This window comes from Myxococcota bacterium, from assembly GCA_035498015.1.
In the GTDB taxonomy this organism is placed as follows: domain Bacteria; phylum Myxococcota_A; class UBA9160; order SZUA-336; family SZUA-336; genus VGRW01.
The window spans coordinates 1-7,982 of record DATKAO010000184.1; the positions used below are offsets into that span (position 1 = coordinate 1).

Genomic DNA, 7,982 nt, shown 5'->3' on the forward strand with positions numbered 1-7,982 from the left:
TATGGCACGGAGCGCATCGCGCGCGTGGACAAGCTGGTCGGTCCCGGGAACGCCTACACGCAGGAGGCGAAGCGCCAGGTGTTCGGCCAGGTCGCGATCGACTCCGAGGCCGGGCCGAGCGAGGTGTTCATCGTCGCCGACGACGCGCAGAACGCCGAGTATCTCGCCGCGGACCTCTTGGCCCAGGCCGAGCACGACGAGCGCGCGAGCGTGGTGCTCGCCACGCCCAGCGAGCCCCTGGCCGCTGCGGTGGCCGCCGCGCTCCAGCGCCAGGTCAGCTCTCTGCCGCGCGCGCGCATCGCCGCGAAGTCACTGCGCGAGCACAGCGCCCTGATCGTGACTGCCGACCTCGCCCAGGCCTGCGAGCTCGCCAACCGCTACGCGGCCGAGCACCTGCAGCTGTGCGTGACCGACCCGGAGCGCTGGCTCGAGCGCATCACCACCGCTGGGGCCGTGTTCGTGGGCGAGCTCAGCCCCGTGCCCGTGGGCGACTACGTCGCCGGTCCGAGCCACGTGCTGCCGACCGGCGGCACGGCGCGCTTCTTCTCGGTCGTGGGGGTCGAGGACTTCCAGCGCCGGATCAGCCGGATCGAGATCGGGAACCCCGTGTTCGAGAAGCTCGCCCTGGCGGGCAGCCGGCTGGCGCGGCTCGAGGGCCTCGAAGGCCACGCCCGCGCGCTCGAGATCCGCCTGGCCCCCGCCCGGCGCAGGGTGGACCCGAAGCCCTGAATCCGGTTTCTTTACGCGCCCCCCAGAGCTGCGATCACGAGGAGACGCCCATGGACCGCGCCGCAACCGTACAGCGCCGCACCCGCGAGACCGAGATCGAGGTGGAGCTCCGGCTCGACGGGGCCGGCGAGGCGCACGTCGAGACGGGCATCCCCTTCTTCGACCACCTGCTCGACTCGTTCGCGCGCCACGGCCTGTTCGACCTGCGCGTGCGCGCCAAGGGCGACCTGCAGGTCGACCAGCACCACACGGTCGAAGACGTCGGCATCGTGCTGGGCCAGGCCGTGCGCAAGGCGGTGGGCGACGGCGCGGGGCTGCGCCGGTTCGGCTCCGGGCGCATTCCCATGGCCGACGCGCGCATCCTCGTCGACCTCGACCTGTCGAACCGCCCGTACCTGGTGTACCGGGTCGAGCTGCCGCGCGAGTGGGTCGGGAACTTCGACGCGGCCCTGGTCGAGGACTTCCTGTACGCCTTCTGCATCCACGGTGGTGTCGACCTGCACGTCGAGAAGTCGTACGGGCACAACGTGCACCACATCGTCGAGGGCGTGTTCAAGGGTCTGGGCCGCGCGCTCGACGAGGCTACGACGCGCGACCCGCGCATCAAGGGCGCGCTCTCGACCAAGGGCTCGTTGTGACTTCGCGCGCGCAGAAGATCGCGCTGGTCGACTACGGCATGGGCAACCTGCGCAGCGTCGAGCGCGCGTTCGCGCGCATCGGGCGCGAGGTGTGCGTCACCGACTCGCCGGCGGAGCTGCGCGCGGCGGATCGGGTCGTGCTGCCGGGCGTCGGCTCGGCGCGCGACTGCATGACGGCGCTCCGGAGTCATGGCCTCGATGACGCGATCCGCGCCCACATTGCCGCGGGCCGGCCGTACCTGGGCATCTGCCTCGGCTTGCAGGTGTTGCTCGGCGAGGCCGACGAGGGCGGCGTCGGTCCGTGCCTCGGCGTCATTCCGGGCCGCGTCCAACGCTTTCCCGACTCGCTCGGGCTCGCGGTGCCGCACATGGGCTGGAACCTGGTGAAGCTCGAGCAGCCGCACCCGGTGCTGTCCGACGACTACTTCTACTTCGTGCACAGCTACCGCGCCACGCGCGTGCCCGAGCGCAACGTGCTGGCCCGCACGGACTACGGGGAGTCGTTCGCCGCGGCCATCGGCCATGGCTCGTGCGTCGCCGTGCAGTACCACCCGGAGAAGAGCCAGCGGGCGGGCGTGGAGCTGCTCGAGCGCTTCTGCGCCTGGCAGCCGTGACGCGCACCGCCGCGGCGGTGCTGGCGGCGCTCGTCGCGCTCGCCTGTGCAGCGCCGATCCGCACGCAGGTCCTGACCCCGGACCCGCCGTCGGGCGTGACCAAGGTCGCGCTCGTGCCCCTGCGCACCGACCCGCTCGCCTACGACGTGCCCGAGTCAGCGCCGCACCTGGTCACGGCGCGAATCGCGTCGGCGCTCGAGTCCGAGACGAAGCTCCGCGTCGTGGACGCGGGCAAGGCCGACGCCGTGCTGACGGGCACCGTGCGCCGCTTCGTCGAGCGCGACGGCACGTCGACGGGCGTGCGTCATCCCGCGTCGGTGTGGATCGTGCTCGAGCTGCGAGACCAGGCCGGAAATCCCTTGTGGAACGGGACCTACGAGGAGACACAGCCCGCGCTGTCCGAGGACGCCGGCTCCTTCCCGCGCGCCTGGGAGCGCGGCTTCCGCTGGGTCACCGCGGAGGACCTCGCGAGCTACGGCGCACGGGAGCTGGTGCGCGAGCTCGCGCGCGAGGTGGCGACGTGGAGCTGATCCCGTCGATCGACCTGCGCGGCGGGCGCGTGGTGCGCCTCGAGCAGGGCGACTACGCGCGCGAGACCGTGTTCGACACCGACCCCGTGGCGCAGGCCCGGCGCTTCGCCGCCGCGGGTGTGACGCGCATCCACGTGGTCGACCTGGACGGCGCGCGCGACGGCGTCGGAGGCAATGACGCGGTGGTGGAGGCGATCCTGGCCGGGTGCCCGGGCACGCGGGTGCAGGTGGCCGGCGGGGTGCGCTCGATGGCGCGCGTCGAAGGCGCCTTCGCCCGCGGCGCGGACCGCGTCGTGATCGGCACCGCGGCGCTCGAGCAGCCGGACTTCGTGCGCGCCGCGGCGTCGAAGCATCCCGGCCGCGTCGTGCTGGGCCTCGACACGCGCGGCGGGCGCGTCGCGACGCGCGGCTGGCGCGAGCTCTCGGAGCGCAGCCAGGACGACGTGCTCGCCGAGTTCGAAGGCGTTCCGTTTGCCGCGGTGCTTTACACGGAGATCTCGCGCGATGGCCTGCTGGCCGGGCCCGACGTGGAAGGCACCGCCGCGTTGGCGCGGCGCACCAAGCTGCCGGTGATCGCGTCGGGTGGCGTCGGGCGGCTCGAAGATTTGGAGCGGCTCGCGCGCACGCGCGTCATCGCCGGGGCCATCGTGGGTCGTGCGCTCTACTCGGGAGCCATCGATCTGGACGAGGCGCTCGCGAGGCTCGCGCTATGCTGACCAAGCGCATCATCCCTTGCCTCGACATCAAGGACGGGCGGGTCGTGAAGGGCGTGCAGTTCGTCGACCTGGTCGACGCGGGCGACCCCGTCGAGGTGGCGGCTGCCTATGACGCGCAGGGCGCGGACGAGGTCTGCTTCCTCGACATCAATGCCTCGCACGAGAGCCGCGGCACCCTGGTCGAGCTGGTCGCGCGCACGGCGGATCGGCTCACGGTGCCCTTCTCGGTGGGCGGCGGGGTGCGGTCGCTCGAAGACGTGCGCACGCTCCTGCGCGCGGGCGCGGACAAGGTCTCGGTGAACTCGGCGGCGATCGCGCGGCCCGAGCTGGTGTCGGAGACCGCCGACCGGCTGGGCTCGGCCAACCTGATCGTGGCGATCGATGCCCGCCGCCGTGACGCGTCCGACCCCGCCCGCGGCTGGGAGGTGTTCAGTCACGGCGGGCGGCGCGCCACCGGTCTCGATGCGGTCGAGTGGGCGGCGCGCGCGGAGTCTCTCGGCGCCGGCGAGATCCTGCTCACCAGCATGGACCGCGACGGCACGCGCGACGGCTACGACCTGCCGCTGACGCGCGCCGTGACTCGCGCGGTGCGCATCCCCGTGATCGCGTCGGGCGGCGCGGGCACGCTCGAGCATCTGCGCGAGGGCCTGAGTGACTCGCCGGGCTGCGGCGGCGCCGCGGCCGTGCTGGCTGCGAGCATCTTCCATTTCGGCCTGTTCCGGGTGCCCGAAGCCAAGGAGTATCTCGCCGCGCGAGGCGTTCTGGTCCGGCCTTTCCACACCTGACGGGCCCATTGGGTGACCGCATAGGTCGGACCAATCGCTTTATTCACAGGTGTGAACGATCGGTGTATTGCGCGCCGCGAAAATCGTGTGCTAGGTTCTTCCGCCGTTCGGTTGGCTCGTAAGTGCTTGATGCAGAAGGGCTTTCGGCGTTGCCCGAATTTCGCCGAACGTTGCCGTGAAACAGGTTTCCGGAAGTCGGGTCCGGACGTGAGCGCCGAAGCAGCTACCTACACCCCCCGTGATCGCCGAAGCTGCGGGCTTCTCGCGATCCACAGGCCGAAGCGATGAGGGAGATCGTTTGCCCGGTGTGAAGCTGAAGGAGAACGAATCCTTCGAAAGCGCGCTCAAGCGCTTCAAGAAGCAGTGTGAGAAGGCCGGCCTCATGTACGAGCTCCGCAAGCGCGAGCACTACGAGAAGCCGAGCGTCCGGCGCAAGAAGAAGGCCATGGCCGCGCGCAAGCGGGCGCTCAAGAAGCTGAAGGCCGCTTACTAGATTCCAAGGCCCGAGCAGCGCTCGGGCCTTTTGTTTCTGTTCACGACTCTTCTTCACGAGTCTCGGAGCGAGGGACGGAGTGGGTCGAATCCCCGAACAGGTCGTGGCCGAGATACGCGAGCGCGCGGACATCGCGCAGGTCGTCGGTCGCCACGTCACCCTGAAGAAGTCGGGGAGCCGCCTGTGGGGGCTGTGCCCGTTCCACGACGAGAAGACCCCCTCGTTCCAGGTGCACGAGGACAAGCAGATCTTCTACTGCTTCGGCTGCGGCGCGGGCGGCGACGTGTTCGCGTTCCGCATGAAGCACGAGGGGCTCGACTTCCCGGACGCGGTGCGCGCGCTGGGCCGCGAGCTGGGCATCGCCATCCCCGAAGAGCGCGGCGAGGAGGGCAAGGCCTCCGCGATCTACCGCGCGAACGAGGCCGCCTGCGCCTACTTCCGGGCCGAGCTGCGCGGGCCGCACGGGGCGACCGGCCGCCAGTATCTCGCGGAGCGCGGGGTCGGCGAGGACCTGATCGACCGCTTCCGGGTCGGGTTCGCGCCCCCCGGCTGGGACGGCCTGGTGACTCACCTGCGGCGCGCGGGCATCGCGCCCGCCGATGCCGAGCTCGCGGGGCTGATCGCGCGCCGGCAGAACAGCGAAGGCCACTACGACCGCTTCCGCAACCGCGTGGTCTTTCCGATCACCGACCCGAGCGGCCAGATCGCGGGCTTCGGCGGCCGGGCCCAGGGCGACGACACGCCCAAGTATCTCAACTCGCCCGAGTCACCGGTGTACAAGAAGAGCCGCGTGCTCTTCGGGCTCGCGCAGGCGTTGGACGCCATCCGCGAGCACGGCCGGGTGATCGTGGTCGAGGGCTATTTCGACCTGCTGGCGCTGCACCGCGCGGGCCTGCACGAGGGCGTTGCGCCCTGTGGCACGGCACTCACCCAGTCACACGCGCACCGCATCCGCCGCTACGCCGAGGAGGTCGTGCTGCTGTTCGACGGCGACACGGCCGGCCAGGCCGCCGCGGAGCGCGCGCTCCCCGTTCTGTTTGCCGAGGAGCTGCGGGTGCGCGCGGCCTTCCTGCCGCTCGGTGAGGACCCCGACACGCTGCTCGCGAAGTCCGGCGTCGCGGCGCTGCGCGCGGTCGTCGACAGCGCGGTGCCGCTGCTCGAGCACCTGATCGACCGCGTGCTGAAGGACGAGGTCGGCGAGAAGGTCGAGCACGCGCGCACGCTGGCGCCCTTTCTTCTGGCCGTGAAGAACCCGATCGAGCGCGCGGGCTACATCCGCACGCTCGCCAGCAAGCTCGAGCTCTCGCCCGTCGCGGTCCAGGACGCCCTCGCTCGCCATGCCGGCCCGTCGACCGCCACGAGCCCCGCGCGCGCCGGCGCAACCGCCCGACCGGCAGCGCGCGAGATCGAGCCGGCGGTTCGCGGACTCGTCGCCGCGCTGGCTGCGCACCCCGACCTGGTGCCCCTGTTCGACGAGCTCGACCTCGAGTGGCTCGCGCCGGGTCCCGGCCGCGAGCTGCTCGCCCGACTCCTCCCCGCCTCGGCCGAGCTGGGCCGGAGCGCGGTCGCAAGCCTCCTGGCCGCCGATGGCGAGCCCCTGCCCGAAGCCGAGCGCGCGCTGCTCCTGGAGCTCGCCGCCGAGGCCGGCTGGGACGATCCCGGCATCGCCCGCAAGAGTGTTTCGGACCGCATCGCGACGCTCGAGATCGGCGTGCAGAAGCGCGCCCTGACCGAGCTCACGAAGCGGTCCGGATCCTGCACAGACCGCGCGCAACTCGACGAAGAAGAGCTGCGGCTGCGGTCTCGCATTCACGATCTCGAGAAGCGCAGAAGGCACCTCTAACTTTTTTTTCCCAGATCTGGCCGAGGAGTTCCCCCCCAATGACGCCCACCAAGACTCCCAAAACCCCCTCGTCGAAGCGCAACGGACGCGCAGTGACTGCACCGGAGGAAGTGGCGCTGCGCACCGCAGCGCTAACCAAGCCGGAGCGGAAGAGCGCGAACGGCGCCGCGAAGCGCAACGGGCGAGCTACGCACAACGGTGTAGCCAACGGCAACGGCCAGCCCAGCTTCCGGCAGCTCCTGCGCAAGAGCAAGGAAGCGGGGTTCGTCGACGGCGCAGAGCTGTTGAAGGTCCTGCCCGACCACCTTTTGGCGGCGCCCGAGAGACTCGAAGAGGTGCTCGAGCTGTTCCGGCGCCATTCGGTCGCGGTGCGCCAGTGGCAGCCGCCCGTCATGATGCGCAAGCCGGAGACCCGGCGGCGCCCGTCCGGGCCGGAAGAGGTCGAGGGCTTCCGCTCGAACGACCCGGTGCGCGTGTATCTGCGCGAGATGGGCGCCGTTTCCCTGCTCACGCGCGAGGGCGAGGTCGAGATCGCCAAGCGCATCGAGTCGGGCGAGAACGCGGCCCTGGCCGAGATCCTGAAGTCGCCCGTCGCGGCGGAGAAGCTGCTCGGGTTCGGTGACGAGATCCGCCGCGGCAAGCGCGACGTGAAGGACCTGTTCCCGCCGATCGCCGAGGGCGAGACCGAGACGCTCGACGACAAGAAGGGGAAGCTGCTGCAGGCGCTCACCGCGCTGCGCCGCTCGCAGGCCGACGTGTCGCGCCGCGTGCGCGTGCTGTCGAACGCGCGCACCAGCCGCGACACCCGTTCGCGCCTCGAGGCCGAGGTCGACGAGATCCGCCTGCGCAACGCGCAGCGCATCCGCGAGACCGGGATCCTGAAGGAGTCGATCTACCAGCTGGCCGACGAGATCCGCGGCTTCATCGCGGGCATCGAGGAGCAGGGCCGGGTGATCGCGGGCATCCTCGTGCCCTTCGGCGTGAAGACGGCCCAGGAGTTCCTGGCGCTGGCCGAGCAGTCGCGGCGCCGTTCACTGCCGGGCAAGAAGGCGCTCATGCAGCTCGGCGGCGACGCCGAGGCCGTGCTGGTCGCCGAGAAGGACGTGCTCGCGGTCCAGCGCAAGGTCGAGACGATCGAGCACGAGGCGCGCTGCACGCTCGAAGAGGCGCGCCAGTCACTCGTGCACTTCACCTCGGCCAAGGAGCGCGCGAGTCAGGCGAAGAGCGAGCTGATCGAAGCCAACCTGCGCCTGGTCGTGTCGATCGCCAAGAAGTACACGAACCGCGGGCTGCAGTTCCTGGACCTGATCCAGGAGGGCAACATCGGCCTGATGAAGGCCGTCGACAAGTTCGAGTACCAGCGCGGCTACAAGTTCTCGACCTACGCCACCTGGTGGATCCGGCAGGCGATCACGCGCGCGATCGCAGACCAGGCGCGCACGATCCGCATCCCGGTCCACATGATCGAGACCATGAACAAGCTCGTGCGCGCCCAGCGCTATCTCGTGCAGAAGCTCGGCCGCGAGCCCATGCCGGAAGAGATCGCCGAAGAGATGGAGATGCCGCTCGAGAAGGTGCAGATGGTGCTCAAGATCGCGAAGGAGCCCATCTCGCTCGAGACGCCGATCGGCGAG

Annotated in this window: 9 protein-coding genes; all 9 read left to right on the top strand. The window is 70.8% G+C overall.

Features of this window, described 5'->3' with window-relative positions:
• Positions 1–729 (top strand): histidinol dehydrogenase (hisD, locus tag VMR86_16375; GenBank protein ID HTO08626.1); only part of this gene is annotated, 729 nt, incomplete at its 5' end.
• A 50-nt stretch (positions 730–779) separates the two neighbouring features.
• Positions 780–1,367: an imidazoleglycerol-phosphate dehydratase HisB gene (gene hisB / locus VMR86_16380; protein ID HTO08627.1), complete on the top strand. Its 588-nt coding sequence runs from the start codon at positions 780–782 to the stop codon at positions 1,365–1,367.
• The gene (gene hisH, locus VMR86_16385; GenBank protein ID HTO08628.1) at positions 1,364–1,981 is read left to right on the top strand and encodes an imidazole glycerol phosphate synthase subunit HisH; all 618 of its coding nucleotides are present in this window, start codon (positions 1,364–1,366) and stop codon (positions 1,979–1,981) included. The genes hisB and hisH overlap by 4 nt, the downstream gene beginning before the upstream one ends.
• Complete coding sequence (locus tag VMR86_16390; protein HTO08629.1) at positions 1,978–2,511, top strand: hypothetical protein; 534 nt, start codon at positions 1,978–1,980, stop codon at positions 2,509–2,511. Before hisH ends, VMR86_16390 begins: the two co-directional genes overlap by 4 nt.
• A complete protein-coding gene (locus VMR86_16395) occupies positions 2,502–3,227 on the top strand; it encodes a 1-(5-phosphoribosyl)-5-[(5-phosphoribosylamino)methylideneamino] imidazole-4-carboxamide isomerase (protein HTO08630.1) in 726 nt (241 codons plus the stop codon). Before VMR86_16390 ends, VMR86_16395 begins: the two co-directional genes overlap by 10 nt.
• The gene (hisF, locus tag VMR86_16400; protein HTO08631.1) at positions 3,221–4,012 is read left to right on the top strand and encodes an imidazole glycerol phosphate synthase subunit HisF; all 792 of its coding nucleotides are present in this window, start codon (positions 3,221–3,223) and stop codon (positions 4,010–4,012) included. Before VMR86_16395 ends, hisF begins: the two co-directional genes overlap by 7 nt.
• Positions 4,013–4,310: 298 nt before the next feature.
• Positions 4,311–4,505: a 30S ribosomal protein S21 gene (rpsU, locus tag VMR86_16405; protein HTO08632.1), complete on the top strand. Its 195-nt coding sequence runs from the start codon at positions 4,311–4,313 to the stop codon at positions 4,503–4,505.
• Between the two features lie 79 nt (positions 4,506–4,584).
• Complete coding sequence (dnaG, locus tag VMR86_16410) at positions 4,585–6,348, top strand: DNA primase (protein HTO08633.1); 1,764 nt, start codon at positions 4,585–4,587, stop codon at positions 6,346–6,348.
• Between the two features lie 92 nt (positions 6,349–6,440).
• A partial coding sequence (locus VMR86_16415; GenBank protein HTO08634.1) for a sigma-70 family RNA polymerase sigma factor occupies positions 6,441–7,982 on the top strand: 1,542 nt, incomplete at its 3' end.